The following is a 17,799-nucleotide window of genomic DNA, read 5'->3' as shown; positions in this document are numbered from 1 at the left end:
GCTTAATCTCCAGGTCCCTTAAATCCATGGTCGCACCCCTGAACGTGGGCATAGCGGGGCTCGGCACCGTCGGTGCCGATGTCGTCCGCCTCATCGAAACGCAAGGACGGGCGCTGTCCGAGCGCAGCGGCCGCGGCGTTCGCGTCGTCGCGGTCACGGCGCGCTCGAAAGCCAAGAAGCGCGGCCTCGACCTGCGCGGCATCGCCTGGGCGAAGAGCCCCGAGGCGCTCGCCGAAGATCCCAATATCGACTGCTTCGTCGAATTGATGGGCGGCGCCGGCGATCCCGCGCTGTCCGCGATCGAGACCGCGCTGAAGGCCGGCAAGTCGGTCGTGACAGCCAACAAGGCGCTGATCGCCAAGCATGGATTGCGTCTCGCCGCGGCGGCCGAGAAGCACGGCGGCGCGCTGAATTTCGAGGCGGCGGTCGGTGCGGCGATCCCGGTCATCAAGACACTGCGCGAGGGCCTCGCCGGCACCAGTGTCAACCGCGTCTACGGCATCCTCAACGGCACCTGCAACTACATCCTGACCCGGATGGAGCAGGAGGGCCTGTCGTTCGAGGAGTGTCTGAAGGACGCCCAGCGTCTCGGCTATGCCGAAGCCAACCCGTCGTTCGACGTCGATGGTCACGACACCGCGCAGAAGCTCGCAATCCTGGCGAGCCTCGCCTTCGGAACCAAGGTCGCTGAAAGCGCGGTTTATGTCGAAGGCATCTCCTCGATCACGCCGGAAGACCTCAAGGCCGCCGCGGAACTCGGTTACCGCGTCAAGCTGCTCGGCGTCGCAGTGCGCACGGCAAAGGGCATTGAGCAGCGCGTGCATCCGACCATGGTGCCGAAATCATCCTCGATTGCGCAGGTGATGGGCGTCACCAATGCGGTCGCGATCGACGGCGAGGGGATTCCGCCGATTACGCTGGTGGGACCCGGCGCCGGCGGCGGCGCGACGGCTTCGGCCGTGGTCGCCGACATCGCCGATGTCGCCCGCGGTATCCGTGCCAAGCCGTTCGGACGGCCGGTGGAGCGGTTGCGCGACACCACCAAGGCGCCGATGGAACGCCATGAGGGTGGCTATTATATCCGCCTGATGGCGCGCGATCTTGCAGGCACTGCCGCAACAATCGCCACCCGGCTGGCGGAACAGAAGATATCTCTGGAATCCATCGTGCAACGGCACCCGGATGGCGTCGATGTGAACGGTGCGGCCAAAAAACCTTCACCGGTCCCGGTCATTCTGATTACCTATGCGACCAGCGAGGATGCCGTGCATCGCGCGTTGGCCGCAGTGCAGCGCGATAAGGTCATCAGCGGCCGGCCGCAGGTGATCCGGATCGAGAAAAACTAGCGCATGGCCTGAACGGGTCGGGCGTGAGACGATTGATGCGGGCAGGCTGGCCTGTCCCCGAGGCTTAAGGAGTACGCCGATGTCGACCCATATTTCCGTTCCGCCGCAGATGCTGCTCGAGCGCATCCTGACGCTCGAAATCGTGCGCGTGACGGAGCGCGCGGCGGTGTCGGCCGCGCGGCTGCGCGGCCACGGCCAGGAGAAGGCCGCCGACAAGGCCGCGGTCGATGCGATGCGGCGCGAGCTCAACAAGCTGCCGATCGAGGGGACGGTCGTGATCGGCGAGGGCGAGCGCGACGAGGCGCCGATGCTGTTCATCGGCGAGAAGGTCGGCCTCAATGCGGGCCCCAAGGTCGACATCGCAGTCGACCCGCTCGAAGGCACCACGCTGTGCGCCAAGAACATGCCGGGCTCGATCGCCACCATGGCGATGGCCGATGGCGGCACGCTGCTGCACGCGCCTGACGTCTACATGCAGAAGATCGCGATCGGTCCCGGCTTCGCCAAGAACGTGATCGAGCTCGACGCGCCGCCCGCCGACAACGTCCGCCGGCTCGCCAAGGCCAAGGGCGTTGCCCCGACCGCCATCAACGTGCTGGTGCTCGACCGTCCGCGCCATGCCGACATCATCAACAGCGTGCGTTCGACCGGCGCTGCCGTGCAGCTGATCACCGACGGCGACGTCGCCGGCGTCATTCACTGTGCCAAGCCCGATGAGACCGGCGTCGACATGTATATCGGCACCGGCGGCGCGCCCGAGGGCGTGCTCGCGGCGGTGGCGCTGCGCTGCATCGGCGGCCAGATGCAGTGCCGCCTGATCCTCGATACCGAGGAGAAGCGCGAGCGCGCGCACAAGATGGGCGTCACCGATCCGAAGATGATCTACGGCATCGAGGACATGGCCAAGGGCGACTGTCTGTTCGCCGCCACCGGCGTCACCACCGGCTCGCTGCTGACCGGCGTGAAGTTCAAGAAGGACGTGATCGAGACCGAGACGGTCGTGATGCGCTCGGTCACCGGTACCGTGCGCTACATCAAGGCCGAGCATCGGCAGCTCGAGAAATTCCACCTCGACTAAGACATGCGGGCGTTTCAGGGGCTTCCTTCGGACGCCCCTGAATCTCGAGATTCCGGGTTCGCGCTCACGCGCGCCCCGGAATGACAAACCAACAAGAACAACAATGGGAGATGCGCATGTCCGATCTGTCCGGGGTCAAGGCGCTGGTATTCGACGTGTTCGGGACCGTCGTCGACTGGCGCACCAGCCTGATCAACGACTTCACCAGATGGGGCGAGACGCGCGGTATCAAGGCCGATTGGACCGCGCTGGTCGACGGCTGGCGCGCGGTCTATGCGGCCTCGATGGACGAGGTGCGCAAGAACCCGCAGAACGGCTACGTCATCCTGGACCTATTGCACCGCCGCTCGCTGGAAAAACTCGTCGCGCAGTTCGACGTCAAGGGGCTGACCGAGGCCGACCTGCAGCATCTGACGCTGGGCTGGCATCGCCTGCACGCCTGGCCCGACAGCGTCGCCGGCCTGACCCGGCTGAAGACCAAGTACATCATCTCGCCGCTCTCCAACGGCAACGTCGCGCTGCTCACCAATATGGCGAAGTTCGCAGGCCTGCCCTGGGACCTCGTGATGTCGGCCGAGTTGTTCGAGCACTACAAGCCCGACCCTGAAACCTATCTCGGCGCCGCGAAGCTGCTCTGCCTGCCGCCGGAGCAGGTGATGATGGTCGCCGCGCACAATTACGACCTGAAGCACGCGCAGAAGCTCGGCCTGAAGACCGCCTTCGTGGCGCGTCCGACCGAATACGGCCCGCTGCAAAAGGTCGATTTCGAGGCCACCGGCGAGTGGGACATCGTGGCCAAGGATTTCGGGGAAATCGCCGGCCGGATGGGCTGCTAGAACTGGTCCACAAATCATCGAGGCGTTACGATTCCTGCCTGATTGGGAAAGGATCATGACGCTGCACGCATCCGCACTGCCCGTTGAGGCGCCACAGGCGTTCCTCGGTGTGACGCGGTCGCTGACCGGAAAACTCTGGCGCGACCGGCTGGATGCGCGCGGGGCGGCGCGGGCGCTCGCGATCGTGCAGCGTCACAACCTGCCGGAAATGCTGGCTCGCGTTCTGGCGGGGCGCGACGTCGGGATCGACGAGGTCGCCGACTTCCTCGATCCGACCATCCGCAAGCTGATGCCGGACCCCCACACGGTCACCGAGATGGAGCACGCGGCCAAGCGCATCGCGGACGCTGCAATACGCGGCGAGAAGGTCGCGATCTTCGGCGACTATGACGTCGACGGCGCGACCTCGGCCGCGCTCTTGACCTGGCATCTGCGCCATTGCGGGCTGGACCCGCTGATCCACATTCCCGATCGCATTTTCGAGGGCTATGGGCCGAACGTCGACGCCGTGCGCGCGCTGGCGGCGAAGGGCGCGACGCTGCTCGTCACGGTCGATTGCGGCACCACCAGCATCGAGCCGCTGGCGGAAGCCAGGAAGCTCGGGATGTCGGTCGTCGTGATCGATCATCACCAGACCGGCGATGTGTTGCCCGAGGTCGACGCACTGGTGAATCCGAACCGGCCCGACGATCTCTCGGGGCTCGGCCATCTCGCAGCGGTCGGCCTCGTGCTGGTGACCTTGGTCGCGGTGAATCGCGAACTGCGCCAGCGCGGCTTCTGGACCGGCGAGATGCCGGAGCCGGACCTGCTCAGCGTGCTGCATCACGTCGCGCTCGGCACCGTGGCCGACGTCGCGCCGCTGATCGGGCTCAACCGGGCCTTCGTCGCCAAGGGCCTGATCGCGATGCGCCGCCGCGACCATGTCGGCCACACCGCGCTGATGGATGTCGCGCGCCTCAACGGCCCGCCGGAGGCCTGGCATCTCGGCTTCATGCTGGGACCGCGCATCAATGCCGGCGGGCGTATCGGGCGCGCCGATCTCGGCGTGCGGTTGTTGCTCGAAGGCGACGTCTCCGAAGCTGCGCGGATCGCGGCCGAACTCGATCGCCTCAATGCCGAGCGGCGCGTCATCGAGCAGGCCGCCGAGGCACAGGCCGAGGCCGAGGCGCTGGCCTCGCTCGGGCTCGAGGACAAGGGCGCTGTCATCGTCACCGCGGCGGAAGGCTGGCATCCCGGCGTGGTCGGGCTGGTCGCGGCGCGGCTGAAGGAGAAGTTCGCGCGTCCCGCGTTTGCGATCGCGCTGGAGCCCGGCGGCATCGGCACCGGATCGGGCCGCTCGATCGGCGGCGTCGATCTCGGCAAGGCGGTTCGGCAGGCGGTGCATGACGGCCTGTTGATGAAGGGCGGCGGGCACGCGATGGCGGCCGGCGTCACCCTGCGCAAGGAGAAGCTCGCCGAATTCCGCGCCTACATGGAGAGCGCGCTGGCGGCCGACGTCGCCAATTCGCGTCACGAGAACGAGCTGTTGATCGACGGCGCCGTGACCGCGCGCGCGGTGACGCCGGAATTCGCGGCGACGCTCAATCGCGCGGGCCCGTTCGGCAGTGCCAATCCGGAGCCGGTGATCGCGCTGCCGTCGCATCAGCTGGTCTATGCCGACGAAGTCGGGCAGGCGCATCTGCGGCTGCGCTTCAAGTCCGGCGACGGCTCGATCGTCAACGGTATCGCATTCCGTTCCGTCGGACAGAAGCTCGGCAGCGCCTTGACGCAAAATCGCGGGCAACAATTGCACGTGGCGGGCTCTCTTGCGGTCGACCGTTGGCAAGGCACCGAACGTGTGCAATTCCGTGTCCTCGACGTCGCGGTGCCGGATCAGGGCCCGACGGTGATCCGATAAGAAACGTTGGGAGAGGACATGTCAGGACAGGTTGAAGGCAAGGTCGCACTGGTGACCGGCGGCGCATCAGGCATTGGCGAGGCCATCGTTGAATTGCTCGCGCAGGAAGGCGCGACCGTTGTTGCCACCGATATCGATGAGTTGAGGGGACCGGAGCTCGCAGCGCGGCTGAAGAAGGCTGGTCGCGACGTGGTCTTTCTGCCGCAGGATGTCACCAGCGAGGAGCGCTGGATCGAGGTTGTCGCTGATATCGGCAAGCGCTATGGCCGCCTGGATATCATGGTCTCGAACGCCGGTATCGGCATCGGGGCGCCTTCGATTGTCGAGATGTCGCTCGCCGACTGGCGCCGCCAGACCGCCATCAATATCGACGGCGTGTTCCTGTCGGTGAAGCATTCGCTGCCGCTGATGCGTAAAACTGGCGGCGGCTCCATCATCATGATGTCCTCGCTCGCGGGCCTGCGCGGTGCAGCGACGCTCTCCGGCTACAGCGCGACCAAGGGCGCGGTCCGGCTGTTGGCCAAGTCGATCGCGATGGAGTGCGCGCAGATCGGCGACGGCATCCGCGTCAACTCGGTGCATCCCGGCATCATCGACACGCCGATCTGGGGCAAGATCCCGACCGGCGCGACCGGCGCCGGCCAGAACGCGCCGATCGATCCGGAGGAGCGCGCGAGATTCGCCACGCCGCTGGGCCGCGCCGGCCAGGCCATCGAGATCGCGCAAGGCGTGCTCTATCTCGCTTCGGACGCCTCGCGCTACGTCACCGGCAGCGAGCTCGTGATCGACGGCGGCATGAACGCCGGCGGCGTCGTGCGGCAGCCTCCGAGCGGCTAGCAGCAAACTGTCGTAGCCCGCATGAGCGGAGCGACATGCGGGAAATGCGTCCCCGGGTATCGCTTTCGCTCACCCGGGCTACGCAGATCGCGATGACGGTTGTTAGCCGCCTTGCCGTAACCGCGCCAGCACCTTGAGCCCGCCATAACCATCGGCGGGCAACAGGCCCATCTTGATCTGAAAATCCTTGATCGCCTTCATGGTGTCGTTGCCGACGCGGCCGTCGGTGCCGCCGGTGTCGAAGCCGGCCTTGGTCAGCCGCGTTTGCATCTCCTGCACCTCGGCGAGTGTCAGCGCGCGCTCCGAGCCCGGGAAGGGCTGGATGAAGGGCGGCCCGCCGAGGCAGCGATCGCCGAGATGGCAGATCGCCAGTGCGTAGTTCATCGACGGGTTGTAGCTCTTCACCGAATTGAAGTTCGGACCGAGCAGGAAGGCCGGACCACCTGCGACCGGGATCCACAGTTGCGCTGATGCGTTCGGCTGCGGAAACGGCTGGCCGTCGGCGCGCGTCACGCCGGCGCTGGCCCAGGCCGCATAGGTGCGGCTGCCGCTGGCGCCGCCGCCGGGCGCGCGGACCTCGTAGCCCCAATGCTCGCCGCGGTGCCATTTGCCGCGATTGACGAGATATTTCGCGGTCGAGCCCAGCGCGTCGTCGGGCCGGCCGAACGGCGAGACCTTACCGTCGCCGTCATAATCGAAGCCGACATTGAGCCAGACTTCCGGCATCCACTGCGAATGCCCCATCGCGCCGGCCCAGGAGCCGTTCATCTCTTGAGGCGTGCTCCAGCCGCGCTGCACGATCTTCATCGCGTTGATCAGTTCGGTCTCCCAATAGGCCTTGCGGCGCGGCTCGTTCCAGGCGAGCGCCGCCAGCGAGGGAAACACCGGCGTCATGTGGTTCTGCTGCACCAGCGGATCGCCATAGGCGGACTCGACGCCCCACAGCGCGAGCAGCGTGCCGCGCTCGACGCCGAAGTCGCGCTCGATCCGGCCGAACAGCGCCTCGTTCTTCTTCAGTGCCTCCCGGCCGTGGATGATCCGCCAGTCGGAGACGCGGCGGTTGATGTACTGCCAGATCTGCTCGTGGAATTCAGGCTGGTTGCGCATCTGCCTGAACACGCTCATGTCGGGCTCGACCTGTCCCATGCAGCGAGTCCAGGTCGCCTCCGAAATGCCTTTTGCCAGCGCGCGGGCGCGAAAATTGTCGCGCCACTGGTCGAAGCCGGGAGGGGCGGCCGCGAGCGCGTCGATCGGATTGACGAGCACCGCGCCGGCCGCGAGCCCGGCCTTCAGGACGGCGCGGCGGGCAGGGGATTTCGGAGAATCAGGCTGTTTCATCGGGCCAGTGTAGCGGCGCCGATCGGGCGAGCCAAAAGCCACGCCGCCGCAGGAGCCATTGTTTTGAGCATGACCTCCGCGCAAACGCGTTCCGCGTTTGTCGCGAGGGAAAACCGGTTCCCACTTTTCCGGGTCATGCTCTAGCTATCCTGCAAATCTGTGGCGATTTTTGACAGCCACCGGCGCACCACCTGTTCCGACCTGGCATCGAGGCCGGCGGCGAGCCGGCGTTCATGGGCCTGGGCGAACTGCCGGCATTTCTCCAGCAGCGCGGTTCCATGGCCGGTCAGGGTCCATTGCAGCACGCGGCCACGGACGGGGTGCGGCGTCTTGCCGATTGCGCCGTCGCGCTCGAGGTTGCGGATGATCACGCTCACGGTCTGCGGCGTCAGCAGCGCGACGCGAGCCAGATCGGCGCCCGAGAGCCCCGGATAGGCTTTCAGCATCGTCAGCACGACGAATTGCGGCGAGGTGACGCCGAGCCGTCCCAGTTGGCGCTCCATCGACAGCCGCGAGGCCGCGTGGGCCTGGCGCAGCAGATAGGCGAGATAGCCCTGCTCGCCGCGCTTGCCTTCGCCCGGCGCCGGGACGGAAGGGGCGAGCAGGACGTCGCCTGCGGTCGATCCCGCATTCGCTGCGGCCCTTCGGCCGGCGGCCTTTCCGACCGGACGCCGCTCGGCGGTGCCGGATTTGCCTCGTTTCTGCATTGCCGCCATGTCGCCTGCCGTCGCCTTCGCCGATGTCCGCATCTTGCCGATGATATCAGAGCTCTGATAATATATCAGTACACTGATAACATGAGGCCAGGCCAATGTCACATGCCCGCAAGGAATACACCGACTTCGAGAAGCTCGCGCCCGACGTCTTCGCCGCCGTGCGCGCGCTCGGCCAGTTCGCGGCGAAGGCCGGCCTCGACAAGCAGCTGCTCGAGCTGGTCAAGCTGCGCGCCTCGCAGATCAACGGCTGTGCGTTTTGCGTGCAGTATCACATCCTGCAGGGCGAGAGCCTCGGCGTGCCCACCGACAAGCTGAACCTCGTCGTGGTGTGGCGCGAGGCGCCGCAGTTCTCGCCGCGCGAGCGCGCTGCGCTGGCCTGGACCGAAGCGTTGACCACCTTGCCGAACGGCGTCAGCGACGAGGTCTATGCGCAGGCCACCGCCGAATTCTCCGAGCAGGAGCTGACTTACCTGACCTCGGCGATCGCTTCGATCAATGTCTGGAACCGGTTCGGCGCGGCCTATCGCTGGACGCCGCCGCCGCGCCGGTAGCGTGCGGACGCGGCTTCGTAACGTCGAGACGGATCAAACGGCAACTGACAGGGAGAAAAACAATGACCTCGATGGCAATGACTCCATCTCTTTCATTCGCGCGGCCGCCGCGGCCGGTCGCGCTGGCCGTGATCGCGGGGCTGGCCTCCGCCTTCGTGATCGGCAAGGCACTGCCGACCCCGATGGACGCGATCTCCTCCGTCATCGCGCCGCTGTGCGCCAGCGCCAATGCGGCGTCGCCGCTCGACAAGGTCGAGGTCATCACCTCCCACGCGCTACCCAATGTGGCGGGCAAGCGCGTCACGGTGGTGCGCGTGTTCTATGGTCCCGGCGGCTTCACGCCGCCGCACCGCCATTCCGGTTCGGTGACTGCCTACATCACCAAGGGTGAAATCCGCTCCCAGCTTGGCGGCGGGCCGGTCGAAACCTTCAAGGTCGGGCAGTCCTTCTTCGAGCCGCCGGGCTCGACCCACATGGTCTCGGCCAATGCGAGCACCACGGAGCCGGCGGAGCTGATCGCGGTGTTTGTGGCTGATGAGGGCGCGCAGCTGACCACGATGCTCGAATAACGACCGGCCGGAAGCACTGGACCAGTTTGGTGCCCAGTTCGCGTGAAACTGGACCTTGCGCGCGACGGGGCGGGTGGATTGATTGCGCGGCAGGTTACGGCGACAGCCGCCGACGAGGGACGAACCAATGATCAGTCTGAAGGGGCTCTCTGCCTTCCCGATAACGCCTTCGAACCGGGATGGACGGGTCGATGCGGGGGCGCTCCGCGCCTTGCTCGACCCCTTGATTGCGGCGAAGGTGGATTCGGTCGGGCTGCTCGGCAGTACCGGCTCATATCCGTATTTCAGCCGCGATGAGCGGCGGCGCGCCGTGCAGGCGGCCACCGCCTTGGCAGATGGCAACACACCAATACTGGTTGGCATTGGCGCACTGCGCACCGACGATGCGGTGCGGCTGGCCCAGGATGCGCGCGATGCGGGCGCGACGGCAGGCCTGTTGGCGGCGGTTTCCTATACGCCGCTGACCGATGACGAGGTCTTTGAGCATTTTCAAACCGTGGCCCGCGAGAGCGGGTTGCCGATCTGCATCTATGACAATCCCGGAACGACCCATTTTCAATTCACGCCGGCGCTCATCGGCCGGTTGGGTCGTGTGGACGGAATCGTCGCGGTAAAAAGTCCGGTGCTGGATGCTTCGACGGTGGCGGGCCATCTCAGGGAATTGCGGGCTGTCGTTCCGGACAGCGTTGCGTTGGGTTACAGCGCCGACTGGAATTGCACCGAGGCGCTGCTGGCGGGCGCAGATACGTGGTACAGCGTTGTCGCAGGAATCTTCCCGAAGGTCTGCGTTGACATCGTTCGCGCCGCGACCAGCGGCGATGCGGCCCGGGCGCGAGAGCTCAACGCGCGTCTGCAGCCGCTTTGGGATCTGTTCAGGACATATTCCAGTCTGCGCGTCGTCTACGCACTTGCCAATCTCAGAGGGATCTGTGCGGCTGAGCCTCCACGTCCGATATTGCCGCTCCCCGCGGACGCTCAGAGGCGGGTCAAGGAGACGTTGGCTGCGATCGAGATCGATTGATCGCAACCGCGGCGCAAGACGCTAGATGCCGGCGCGCGCCAGTGGGTCGCGGCCGAACCGGTTGTCCCCCTTCGATCCCGGCAGCACGCTCAGCGTTGCGACGAGCGCCAGATAGGGGATCCAATATTTGACGTGCAGCGCGGCGGCGAGGTGAGGAATGGCGAGGATCGTCAGCGCCCACCAGCCCGAGACGTTGAGGTCGTGCAGCCGCTTCACCAGGATCGCGGCGAATGGCCACAATGACAGCATGAGCAGCAAGCGCAGGACGGACAGTTCGTCGGCGGGCGGGCTGCTGTCGTAGTACCGTGGACCAGGGTCGAGCCTCACGCCGATGCGAATGACGAGCATGTCGACCAGCACGAGGCCGAAAAATCCCAGGCCGAATTCCTGCCGGCTGATGCGGCCTTTCACCGAAAGAAAGAACCAGCTGAAGGTCGAGAGCATGCTTGGTTATGGTCCAGCCTGAATGGGCATCTGATAGAGACTTGCGTCCGATGGTCAAAGCGGGACAGGTTCCCGCGGATTGCTGCTTCCATCATGATCATTCAAGCTGGCAATTGTCGCCGCGACATGGCGCGCATCGATGCGATTCCGAATGGAACCTGCGGTGGGCGTTTGCACAATTTCGGAATAATGGAATAGTGCCGCTGATTTGCCCGACGTGTCAAGTTGTCGTGTCGAACGACGGCAGCCGCCGGCTACTTTGCATGGGGTTGTTTTCGATATTTTGGCAGTGCGCCCCGAACCGGTGTCCACTTCGCTCGACAACGCGCTAATTGCCGCCACCCTCCTGGGTGTCGATGCGATGCAAGACGTCGTCGGGCAGGGCATGGGCCACGGCGGCCGCAGGTCCAGGCTCCGGTCCGATCTCGCGGCCGCGGCCGCGGATCAGCCGCTCATAGGCCGACACCAGCGTGGTGTAGGGATTGACCCACAGCCAGCCGTCGCGCGTGAACACCTGAACGTCGAAATGCAGATGCCGCGAGGTGCCGTTGGGATGGTCGAGATAGTTCGATACCACGCCGATCTTCTCGCCCTCGCTGACGCGGCGTCCGTTGAGCAGGCCGTCGCCATCCATCACTGACGGGTTCATGTGCATGTAGCGGAAGCGGACGTGCTCGGTGCGGGTGTTGACCTGCAATGTCGCGGCCTGCTGCTGCGGCGAGCGGATCACGATGCTGTCGCGCACCGCAACGACCGCCTGCTGTTTGGGGTCGCAACCATCCTTGCTGTCGACAGGACATGCGCCGGGGCGGATGTCCTGGCCCTGATGGCCGTAGCCGCTCGCGCATTGGCCGACCTCGAAGCTGCGCGCCTCGCAGAAATTGTCCTGCCAGGGATACACGTCGACGGCCGCGCCGGGCTTGCGCCTGGCGAAGGATTGCGAGTGCGCGAAGGCCGGCGCCTTCTCGAGCGGAAAGCGGATCTGCGAATAGACGGTGAAGTCGGCGTGGCCGCCTTGTTGCCTGCGGCCGCCGCTGCCCGCGACGATGTCGCCGCTCGGGTGGTAGGTGAAGTCGGCGGATTGCGCGGCGGGCCGCTCGGCGATGTCGGAGGGGACGTCACTGCGCGGCCGTGACGGCTGGCCGCCGGCGATGCGCAAAGCCTTCAGAAAGCGCTCGACGACCGGATAGGCCTCGCGGCAGGCCAGCCGCTTCGGCCGCGGCGCGCTGTCGAGGCACTGGATCGACACGACATAGGGAATCCCGAAGCGGGTGAAGGCGTAGCGGACATAGCCCTCGCGAATGAAGCGGCGCAGGTCCGGAAACTGCGCGGCCAGCGTCTTGACCGGATCGCCCTTGCCGCCGAGCCGGTCGGCGAGGTCGTAGACCAGGTTCGAGCCGGAAATCTGCACCTCGACCGGCTTCGCAAATGTTCGCGGCGGCATGCCGTCACCGGCGCCGGGGTCGAGCGAGAACACGGCATCGTAGCCCGACGCACCGGCATGGAAGAAATCGACCGGGCGGAAGTCGGCCTGGTAGCGCGCGATCGACAGGCTGTCCGGCGCACCGTTTTGCCGCGCGTCGAGATAGCTGGCGGGATCGAACGGCAGCAGCACCGGGATCGGGCTCTGCGCGATGCCGGGAAACAGCGGCGACGTCACCGCGTTCAACTGCACCAGCGCAGGCGTCGCCCGCGGATCGGTGGAAGGAACGCGGCGTTGTCCGGCGAAAGTGAAGCCGGCGGAGACGGCCGGGCGGCTGCCGATCTCCTGCCGCAACTGGTCGAGCACGGCACGCCATTCGACCCGCATGGCCGAGATCGATGGCGTTCGGAATTCGTCGGCATGGGCGCCGTGAAGAGGCGAGAGCAGGGCTGCCAGCCAGCAACTGACGAAGCTGACCACCTTCCTGTTCACTGTACTCCCCGGGCTCATGTCTGATCGCCCGAGAGACTAAAGCAAGTTCCGGAAAAGTGTGTAGCGGTTTTCGGTAAAGTTGATGCTTAACCAACAAGTTGAGGCGCGGTGACGATTCATTTCAAATCCCACCGCGCCTCAAGCGCTCAGTCCTTGGCGCGTTCGACGTAGGAACCGTCCTCGGTCATGACCACGATGCGCGTGCCGGTGGAAACGTGCGGCGGCACGCCGGTGCGGATGCCGTTGGAGAGCATCGCGGGCTTGTAGGACGAGGAGGCGGTCTGGCCCTTGGTCACGGGCTCGGTCTCGACCACTTCCAGCGTCACGCGCTGCGGCAGCTGGATCGCGACCGGGTTGCCCTCGTGCATCGAGAGCTTAACGGTCATGTTCTCCTGCAGATACGGCGCAGACGAGCCGACGATTTCCTTGGAGACCTGGACCTGGTCGTAGTTGTCGTTATTCATGAAGTGGAAGCCGTCGCCATCTTCATAGAGGTAGTTGTAGTTGTGGTCCTCGACGGTGGCCTTCTCGACCTGGTCGGTGGTCTTGTAGCGCTCCGAGACCTTCACGCCGTCGCCGATGCGGCGCATTTCGATCTGGCTGACCGGGGTGCCCTTGCCGGGATGAATGTTCTCGGCGGAAAGGACCACATAGAGCTTGCCGTCCTGCTCGATGACGTTGCCCTTGCGGATGGAACTGGCGATGACTTTCAAAGGTGTTTTCCTGAATTTGAGAGCCTAAGGGCGCCAACCGGATCGGCAGCGCCTCGGCCATGGCGGCGATTTCGGGCTGCAACATACTGATTTGTCCCTGAGATGCCAGTCTTTTGCGGCCGAATTCGCAAGGTTGCCAACCGTCCCGGCCGCGCCGATCGGCCCTATTTTCGGGCCGGATCGGGCGTTTTCAGTGCGGTCCGGTTGTGCTTGGCAAAGCTTGCAGGAACCGAGAATGTCCCGGTTATCAGATCGTAAAGGCAGCGCCAGTCCTCGGCCCAAGGGAAAGGCGTTCCTCTCCTTGGATGTCGAGCCGTCGTTCAGGTTCAGCCAGGCGCGCAGATGGACAAGGTGCGCGTCTTTCGACAAGAAGGGACCAGCCTCGCCGCGTTCCGCGAAGGCCGGGGGCTGTGCGGGCTTATGAATTTGTTTGGAATCAATTGGTTGTGCAAGACTCATGAGTGCGGATGGCGGCTCGTTGATGTTGAATCCATGAGGATGCTCTTGCGATGACAGCTCATGACCAGCCGTCGCCCTGGTGGATGCCGCAGCGCTACGCTGACCGCAGGCCGTTCCTGCAGGCGCGGGCCGCGATCACGCGAGCGGTGCGCGCCTGGTTCGAGGAGCAAGGATTTGCCGAGGTCGAGACTGCGATCCTGCAGATATCGCCGGGCAACGAGACCCATCTGCACGCGCCCCGCACCGAGCTCAGGCAGGCCGATGGCTCGCATGCGCCGCGCTATCTGCGCACCTCGCCGGAGTTCGCCTGCAAGAAGCTGCTCGCGGCCGGCGAGCCGAAGATTTACGAGTTCGCGCGGGTGTTCCGCGACCGCGAGCGCGGCGACCTGCATCTGCCCGAATTCACCATGCTGGAATGGTACCGCGCCAATGCCGGCTATGACGCCATCATGGCCGACACGATCGTCGTGATCGCCCATGCGGCGCAGGCGACCGGGATCGGGCGGTTTTCATTCCGTGGCAGGATGGCCGATCCCTTTGCCGATCCGGAATTGCTGACGGTCGCGGCAGCTTTCGAGCGCTTCGCCGGCATCGATCTGTTGGCGACGATCACGGGCGGCGCGGGCGATCGCGAGGCGCTTGCGGCGGCTGCAGCAGCGCGGGTGCGGGTTGCAGATGACGACACCTGGTCCGATATCTTCAGCAAGGTGCTGGTCGAGCATGTCGAGCCCCAACTGGGGCAGGGCCGTCTGACGGTGCTGTTCGAATATCCCTCGCCAGAGGCCGCGCTGGCGCGCACCAAGGCCGGCGATCCTGATGTCGCCGAGCGTTTCGAGGTCTATGCCTGCGGCGTCGAACTCGCCAACGGCTTCGGCGAGCTGACCGATTCGGCCGAGCAGCGCCATCGTTTCACCGCAGCGATGGACGAGAAGGCTCGCCGTTATGGCGAGCGCTATCCGCTCGACGACGATTTCCTTGCCGCGGTCGGCCAGATGCCGGAGGCCAGCGGCGTCGCGCTCGGCTTCGACCGGCTGGTGATGCTGGCGAGCGGCGCGCCACGAATTGATCAGGTGGTCTGGACACCGCCTGCGGGAGAGACATGAACAGGATCGATCCAAAACTGGCGGCGACATTGCGACAGCCGCGCGAGCTGGTCGATGCCGGGCTCGCGCCGGTCGCAGCACTTGCCGGGCTCGAGCGGGTCGCTGCGCGCTACGCGGTCGCGGTGACGCCGGAGCTCGCCGCGCTGATTGATCCGGCCGATCCCGCCGACCCGATCGCGCGGCAGTTCATCCCGAGCGCCGACGAACTCGTCGAGCAGCCGGGCGAGAACGCCGATCCGATCGGCGACGATGCGCATTCGCCGGTCGCCGGAATCGTGCATCGCTATCCCGATCGGGTGTTGTTCAAGCTCGTCCATGTCTGCGCGGTGTATTGCCGGTTCTGTTTCCGGCGCGAAATGGTCGGGCCGGGAAAGGCCTCGGCCTTGTCCGATGACGCCTACCGTGCGGCGCTGGATTACATCCGCAGCCATTCGGAGATCTGGGAAGTCATCCTGACCGGCGGCGATCCCTTGATGCTGTCGCCACGCAGGCTGACCGAGATCATGGCCGATCTCGCCGGGATCGATCATGTGAAGATCGTTCGTCTCCACACCCGTGTTCCGATCGCCGATCCGGGCCGTATCAATCCCGAGATGGTCGCTGCATTGCGGGTCGAAGGCGCGACGACCTGGATTGCGATCCACGCCAACCATCCGCGTGAGCTGAGCACCAATGCCCGCGCGGCGTGCGCGCGCCTTGCCGACGCCGGCATTCCCCTGGTGAGCCAGTCCGTCCTGCTGCGCGGCGTCAATGACGATGCTGCGACGCTCGAGGCGCTGATGCGCGGCTTCGTGGAGTGCCGGATCAAGCCCTATTATCTGCATCACGGCGACCTTGCGCCCGGCACTGCGCATTTGCGCACCACGATCGAAGCCGGGCAGGAATTGATGCGGGCGTTGCGCGGGCGTGTGTCCGGACTTTGTCAGCCGGATTATGTGCTCGACATCCCCGGCGGCCACGGCAAGGCGCCGATCGGCCCGAGCTATTTGTCGCAGCCGGCTTCCCGCGAACGTGAAGATCCGGTGGAACAGCACTACCGTATCGTCGATTATTGCGGCGACGTTCATCTTTACCCGCCACAATCCTGAGGCGGCGATGAGCGGGGCCAGGGACGGACGGCAGGAGCCGCCCGAGGACGAGGGCAACCGCAGCATCGAAAATGCTGTGATGTTCGGCTTCTTTGTGGTGCTGGCCGCCGCGGGAATCTGGCTCCTTGGCACGATGGCCGATATACGGAAGGTACAGGATTGCGCAGCGCAGGGGCGACGCAACTGTGCTACCGTCGAGGTCCCGGAACGGGCGCGATAGGGTTGAGAAGCGGAGACGCGAGATGCGGAAGACAGTTTTGTTGATGGCTCTGATGATGGTTGCGGCCGGAGCGCCCCAGCTTGGCACGTCCCAGGCATGGGCGCAGCAGCAGGGCGGATCGTCCTCCATGCAGAAGGGCGGAACGGTCCCGGAGGCGCCGATCGGACATCGTCAGCCGCGCCGCGGCGACGTTGGCAGCGAGAAGAACATCAGCGATCCGAACAGTCAGGCCAACAAGGAAGACGCGGCGCTCGACAAGAAGATCAAGAGCATCTGCCGCGGCTGCTAAGCCACGGAAGAGACCGGCGGAGCGCGATGTACGCCCCGCCGGCAATGCTCAATCCGTCCGGCCGCTTCAGGCCGAACGCTCCTGCAGGCCGTCACGCCGCACGCTGCGCCTTGCGTCGACGGCATCGGCCAGCTGCTTCAGCACGTCAGCCGTCGTCCCGAGGTCGATGCAGCCATCCGTGATGCTCTGGCCGTAGGTCAGCGCCTTGCCCGGCACGACGTCCTGGCGTCCCGCAACAAGATTGCTCTCGATCATCACGCCGATGATGCGCTGTTCGCCGCCTGCGACCTGGCGCGCGATGTCGGCGGCAACCGCCGGCTGGTTCTCCGGCTTCTTGCTGCTGTTGGCGTGGCTGGTGTCGATCATCAGCCGCGCTGCGACACCGGCGCGGCCGAGCTCGCCGGCGGCAGCATCGACGCTCGCGGCATCATAGTTCGGCGCCCGGCCGCCACGCAGGATGACGTGGCAGTCTTCGTTGCCGCTGGTGGCGGCGATCGCCGAACGGCCGCCCTTGGTGACCGCCATGAAGTGATGCGGGTGCGAGGCCGACTTCACCGCGTCCGCCGCGATCCGCACGCCGCCGTCGGTGCTGTTCTTGAAGCCGACCGGGCAGGACAGCCCGGAAGCCAGCTCGCGATGGATCTGGCTCTCGGTGGTGCGTGCGCCGATCGCGGCCCAGGAGACCAGATCTGCGATGTACTGCGGCGTCGTCATGTCGAGGAATTCGGTGCCGGCCGGTAGGCCGAGATTGTTCACCGCCGACAGCACGTTGCGGGCGAGCCGCAGGCCCTTGTTGATGTCGAAGCTGCCGTCGAGATCGGGATCGTTGATCAGCCCCTTCCAGCCGACGGTGGTGCGGGGCTTCTCGAAATAGACCCGCATCACGATCTCGAGGCGGTCGGCGAGCTGTTCGCGCAGGCTGGCGAGGCGCTCGGCGTAATCGACGGCCGCCGCGGGATCGTGGATGGAGCAGGGGCCGACGACGACCAGCAGGCGGTCATCGGTGCCGTTCAGGATCGCGTGGACGGCGTTGCGGGCGCCCATCACCACCCGGGTCGCCGTCAGGGTGCGCGGGACCTCCCGCATCACCTCTTCGGGCGTACTGAGCTCTTTCAATTCCTTGATGCGAAGATCGTCTGTCGTACTCAACACGGCTGGCTCCTTTGGAGTTCGGGACCTGCCGGCACACAAAAAAGCCGCCAGGTCTGGCGGCTTGTTTTGGACGTTTGCTGCAATTCTTCAGATTGAGCGCGATCCTCCTGCCGCCAGCGAGCTGTCGTAGCTAAAGTACCAAAAATAGCTGGTGGCGGATGTGATCATGGGGCGGCTCTATAGCGCAGGGATTTGGGGCTGTCACCCCCCAAAAGCAAGCCCCCCGC

At 65.6% G+C, this 17,799-nt stretch carries 18 protein-coding genes; 12 read left to right on the top strand and 6 right to left on the bottom strand.

The genetic code is table 11. The features are described from left to right. The first annotated feature begins 26 nt into the window (after positions 1–26). The 5 genes from AC1VNY_RS15155 to AC1VNY_RS15135 all read left to right on the top strand — a co-directional run bounded on the left by AC1VNY_RS15155 (position 27) and on the right by AC1VNY_RS15135 (position 5,994). Complete coding sequence (locus AC1VNY_RS15155; protein ID WP_482405746.1) at positions 27–1,346, top strand: homoserine dehydrogenase; 1,320 nt, start codon at positions 27–29, stop codon at positions 1,344–1,346. 79 nt (positions 1,347–1,425) lie between these two features. Continuing rightward, positions 1,426–2,424: a class II fructose-bisphosphatase gene (gene glpX / locus AC1VNY_RS15150; RefSeq protein WP_482405745.1), complete on the top strand. Its 999-nt coding sequence runs from the start codon at positions 1,426–1,428 to the stop codon at positions 2,422–2,424. Positions 2,425–2,540: 116 nt separating this feature from the next. Beyond that, complete coding sequence (locus AC1VNY_RS15145) at positions 2,541–3,260, top strand: haloacid dehalogenase type II (protein WP_482405744.1); 720 nt, start codon at positions 2,541–2,543, stop codon at positions 3,258–3,260. 55 nt (positions 3,261–3,315) lie between these two features. Further along, complete coding sequence (gene recJ / locus AC1VNY_RS15140; RefSeq protein ID WP_482405743.1) at positions 3,316–5,157, top strand: single-stranded-DNA-specific exonuclease RecJ; 1,842 nt, start codon at positions 3,316–3,318, stop codon at positions 5,155–5,157. Positions 5,158–5,175: 18 nt separating this feature from the next. Beyond that, entirely contained in the window at positions 5,176–5,994 is an 819-nt protein-coding gene (locus AC1VNY_RS15135) for an SDR family NAD(P)-dependent oxidoreductase (RefSeq protein ID WP_482405742.1), read from the top strand. Positions 5,995–6,096: 102 nt separating this feature from the next. On the opposite strand, the gene AC1VNY_RS15130 is transcribed toward AC1VNY_RS15135, so the two are convergent. Together AC1VNY_RS15130 and AC1VNY_RS15125 are read right to left on the bottom strand one after the other, a co-directional pair. Next, positions 6,097–7,332 carry a lytic murein transglycosylase gene (locus tag AC1VNY_RS15130; RefSeq protein WP_482405741.1) on the bottom strand — a complete coding sequence of 412 codons (1,236 nt, stop codon included), beginning with the start codon at positions 7,330–7,332 and terminating at the stop codon, positions 6,097–6,099. 140 nt (positions 7,333–7,472) lie between these two features. After that, on the bottom strand, positions 7,473–8,048 hold the full coding sequence (locus AC1VNY_RS15125; protein WP_482405799.1) for a MarR family winged helix-turn-helix transcriptional regulator: 576 nt from the start codon (positions 8,046–8,048) through the stop codon (positions 7,473–7,475). Between the two features lie 95 nt (positions 8,049–8,143). On the opposite strand from AC1VNY_RS15125, the gene AC1VNY_RS15120 reads away from it, so the two are divergent. The 3 genes from AC1VNY_RS15120 (at position 8,144) to AC1VNY_RS15110 (ending at position 10,189) form a co-directional block, all read left to right on the top strand. Next, positions 8,144–8,599, top strand: coding sequence for a carboxymuconolactone decarboxylase family protein (locus AC1VNY_RS15120; protein ID WP_482405740.1), 456 nt, complete (start codon positions 8,144–8,146; stop codon positions 8,597–8,599). 62 nt (positions 8,600–8,661) lie between these two features. Next, positions 8,662–9,168 carry a cupin domain-containing protein gene (locus AC1VNY_RS15115; RefSeq protein WP_482405739.1) on the top strand — a complete coding sequence of 169 codons (507 nt, stop codon included), beginning with the start codon at positions 8,662–8,664 and terminating at the stop codon, positions 9,166–9,168. A gap of 127 nt (positions 9,169–9,295) precedes the next feature. Beyond that, entirely contained in the window at positions 9,296–10,189 is an 894-nt protein-coding gene (locus AC1VNY_RS15110) for a dihydrodipicolinate synthase family protein (protein WP_482405738.1), read from the top strand. Positions 10,190–10,210: 21 nt separating this feature from the next. Here AC1VNY_RS15110 and AC1VNY_RS15105 read toward each other — a convergent pair whose 3' ends face one another. From AC1VNY_RS15105 to efp, 3 genes are all read right to left on the bottom strand, one after another. After that, positions 10,211–10,633 carry a DUF805 domain-containing protein gene (locus AC1VNY_RS15105; protein ID WP_482405737.1) on the bottom strand — a complete coding sequence of 141 codons (423 nt, stop codon included), beginning with the start codon at positions 10,631–10,633 and terminating at the stop codon, positions 10,211–10,213. A 328-nt stretch (positions 10,634–10,961) separates the two neighbouring features. After that, positions 10,962–12,566 (bottom strand): M23 family metallopeptidase, encoded by a 1,605-nt coding sequence (locus tag AC1VNY_RS15100; RefSeq protein ID WP_482405736.1) that lies wholly within the window; start codon positions 12,564–12,566, stop codon positions 10,962–10,964. Positions 12,567–12,694: 128 nt separating this feature from the next. After that, positions 12,695–13,261: an elongation factor P gene (gene efp / locus AC1VNY_RS15095; RefSeq protein WP_482405735.1), complete on the bottom strand. Its 567-nt coding sequence runs from the start codon at positions 13,259–13,261 to the stop codon at positions 12,695–12,697. Positions 13,262–13,770: 509 nt separating this feature from the next. Between efp and epmA the strand changes: the two genes are divergently transcribed. The 4 genes from epmA to AC1VNY_RS15075 are packed head-to-tail and all read left to right on the top strand — an operon-like array spanning position 13,771 to position 16,420. Next, on the top strand, positions 13,771–14,823 hold the full coding sequence (epmA, locus tag AC1VNY_RS15090) for an EF-P lysine aminoacylase EpmA (RefSeq protein ID WP_482405734.1): 1,053 nt from the start codon (positions 13,771–13,773) through the stop codon (positions 14,821–14,823). After that, positions 14,820–15,911 carry a lysine-2,3-aminomutase-like protein gene (locus tag AC1VNY_RS15085; protein ID WP_482405733.1) on the top strand — a complete coding sequence of 364 codons (1,092 nt, stop codon included), beginning with the start codon at positions 14,820–14,822 and terminating at the stop codon, positions 15,909–15,911. The genes epmA and AC1VNY_RS15085 overlap by 4 nt, the downstream gene beginning before the upstream one ends. A 7-nt stretch (positions 15,912–15,918) precedes the next feature. Beyond that, positions 15,919–16,131, top strand: a complete 213-nt coding sequence (locus AC1VNY_RS15080) for a hypothetical protein (RefSeq protein ID WP_482405732.1) — start codon at positions 15,919–15,921, stop codon at positions 16,129–16,131. Positions 16,132–16,153: 22 nt separating this feature from the next. After that, entirely contained in the window at positions 16,154–16,420 is a 267-nt protein-coding gene (locus AC1VNY_RS15075; protein WP_212058234.1) for a hypothetical protein, read from the top strand. A 66-nt stretch (positions 16,421–16,486) separates the two neighbouring features. Here the strand turns inward: AC1VNY_RS15075 and AC1VNY_RS15070 are convergent, their stop codons facing one another. Continuing rightward, positions 16,487–17,572 carry a 3-deoxy-7-phosphoheptulonate synthase gene (locus AC1VNY_RS15070; protein WP_482405731.1) on the bottom strand — a complete coding sequence of 362 codons (1,086 nt, stop codon included), beginning with the start codon at positions 17,570–17,572 and terminating at the stop codon, positions 16,487–16,489. Positions 17,573–17,799 lie beyond the last annotated feature (227 nt).

The sequence above is a fragment of the Bradyrhizobium ferriligni genome (assembly GCF_056837965.1).
The sequence above is the reverse complement of the archived record's forward strand: the minus strand, read 5'-3'. Positions and strand labels throughout refer to the sequence as shown.

Excerpts from the sequence above, each read along its gene's own strand:
- AC1VNY_RS15155 (WP_482405746.1), top strand. The coding sequence starts at position 27 with ATGGTCGCACCCCTGAACGTGGGCATAGCGGGGCTCGGCACCGTCGGT.
- glpX (WP_482405745.1), top strand. The coding sequence starts at position 1,426 with ATGTCGACCCATATTTCCGTTCCGCCGCAGATGCTGCTCGAGCGCATC.
- AC1VNY_RS15145 (WP_482405744.1), top strand. The coding sequence starts at position 2,541 with ATGTCCGATCTGTCCGGGGTCAAGGCGCTGGTATTCGACGTGTTCGGG.
- recJ (WP_482405743.1), top strand. The coding sequence starts at position 3,316 with ATGACGCTGCACGCATCCGCACTGCCCGTTGAGGCGCCACAGGCGTTC.
- AC1VNY_RS15135 (WP_482405742.1), top strand. The coding sequence starts at position 5,176 with ATGTCAGGACAGGTTGAAGGCAAGGTCGCACTGGTGACCGGCGGCGCA.
- AC1VNY_RS15130 (WP_482405741.1), bottom strand. The coding sequence starts at position 7,332 with ATGAAACAGCCTGATTCTCCGAAATCCCCTGCCCGCCGCGCCGTCCTG.
- AC1VNY_RS15125 (WP_482405799.1), bottom strand. The coding sequence starts at position 8,048 with ATGGCGGCAATGCAGAAACGAGGCAAATCCGGCACCGCCGAGCGGCGT.
- AC1VNY_RS15120 (WP_482405740.1), top strand. The coding sequence starts at position 8,144 with ATGTCACATGCCCGCAAGGAATACACCGACTTCGAGAAGCTCGCGCCC.
- AC1VNY_RS15115 (WP_482405739.1), top strand. The coding sequence starts at position 8,662 with ATGACCTCGATGGCAATGACTCCATCTCTTTCATTCGCGCGGCCGCCG.
- AC1VNY_RS15110 (WP_482405738.1), top strand. The coding sequence starts at position 9,296 with ATGATCAGTCTGAAGGGGCTCTCTGCCTTCCCGATAACGCCTTCGAAC.
- AC1VNY_RS15105 (WP_482405737.1), bottom strand. The coding sequence starts at position 10,633 with ATGCTCTCGACCTTCAGCTGGTTCTTTCTTTCGGTGAAAGGCCGCATC.
- AC1VNY_RS15100 (WP_482405736.1), bottom strand. The coding sequence starts at position 12,566 with ATGAGCCCGGGGAGTACAGTGAACAGGAAGGTGGTCAGCTTCGTCAGT.
- epmA (WP_482405734.1), top strand. The coding sequence starts at position 13,771 with ATGACAGCTCATGACCAGCCGTCGCCCTGGTGGATGCCGCAGCGCTAC.
- AC1VNY_RS15085 (WP_482405733.1), top strand. The coding sequence starts at position 14,820 with ATGAACAGGATCGATCCAAAACTGGCGGCGACATTGCGACAGCCGCGC.
- AC1VNY_RS15080 (WP_482405732.1), top strand. The coding sequence starts at position 15,919 with ATGAGCGGGGCCAGGGACGGACGGCAGGAGCCGCCCGAGGACGAGGGC.
- AC1VNY_RS15075 (WP_212058234.1), top strand. The coding sequence starts at position 16,154 with ATGCGGAAGACAGTTTTGTTGATGGCTCTGATGATGGTTGCGGCCGGA.